This is a genomic window from Thermogutta sp. (assembly GCF_039793925.1).
GTDB lineage: Bacteria > Planctomycetota > Planctomycetia > Pirellulales > Thermoguttaceae > Thermogutta.
Genome location: NZ_JBAMME010000125.1, coordinates 1 through 1259, shown reverse-complemented (window position 1 = coordinate 1259; position 1259 = coordinate 1). Strand labels below are relative to the sequence as shown.

At 60.9% G+C, this 1259-nt stretch carries 1 protein-coding gene; it reads right to left on the bottom strand.

Going from position 1 to position 1259, the window contains the following annotated elements:
• Window positions 1-7: 7 nt before the first annotated feature.
• The coding region (locus tag ABJK56_RS04735) for a polysaccharide biosynthesis/export family protein (RefSeq protein ID WP_347243515.1) at window positions 8-1259 on the bottom strand (1252 nt) is incomplete at its 5' end.

Below are 1259 nucleotides of genomic sequence, written 5' to 3'. Positions count from 1 at the left end.
TCACACCTCAGAATCCGATGCGGTTGCGGTTAAATCCACGGCCCATGGTCTGCAGGGAGCGGACAGTCGACGCTCCCAGTCCCGTGAACCCAAACAACCGCTCCACCGGCGACACCATCTTGTCGATCCATGTGCTGAAGGCGATCATGTCGTCGTGGGCAATGAAAATCCGGTCACCGGGCAAAATCTGATAGTTCGTCGCCGTGTTCCCGCCCCGAGTGATGGCATTCCAATCCACCGGCAAAATCTGTTCGCAACCGGTCCCTGCCGGGGACGGTCGGGCAATCCAGATCCGCTTGCTGGAAACCTGCGAGATCCCGCCCACCTGGGCAATCGCGTCGAGGACCGTCTCGTTGCCCGTGCAGGGCAGGCGGATCACGCTGTCGTCTTCTCCCGGCCCTTCCGTGATCACGTAATACACCTTGCTGTTGTAGGCCAGCACTTCCAGAGACACCTCCGGGGAATCCAGAAACTGGCTGAGATGGCGGCGGATGGCCTCACGGGCTTCCGGAAGCGTCAGCCCCGCCACGTACACCGCGCCGTACTGCCGCAAATTAATCGTGCCATCGGGCGACACCAGATAGACCCCGCTGATCGGCTGAAGGCCACTCGCCCGCGCCAGTTGCACCGAGACCTCCGGGGCCCGCAGAATTTGCCGCAGATGGGCCTCAATGGCCCAGCGGGCCTCGGCCACCGTCATCCCCACCACCCGCACCGAGCCATACGCCGGCCCCAGATTGACCGTCCCTTCCGCCTCCACCATGTAATAGCCGCTGATGGGTTGGTCGATGAGCGTGCCGATCACGTCAATTTGCAAAACGTCATAGACTTCCAGCCGGTACGGGGGCAGGGGAACCATCTTGGGCACTTCGATCTGCACGACATCTGGTGGTTCCAGCCGGTAAGCGGGAAGGGAGACCTTGGCCAACTCCCGCGGCGGTTCGAGTTCCGGCTGGGCGGCCGTCTGCTCCAGACCCCGGTCGTAGAAGTCCATGGTTCGGCAACCTGGAGAAGAGAGCAAACCCAGGCAACCGCAGAGGGCGATCCAGAGGACCGTTCGGTCCGTTAAACCGGGGGATTTCGGTTGCCTGCGAGGCTGCAGGACATTGGGGTAACGGTGTTTCATGGTTCGCATGAGCCCTCGTCGGGTGAAGCGAGATCGAATCGCTTCGACACAACCGATTTTCTCGGCAATACCGCCGCAATCGTCGTTGTCGGAATAATCGGCAAAGTCTTCCAAAAACTTGGTGGAAATTTCC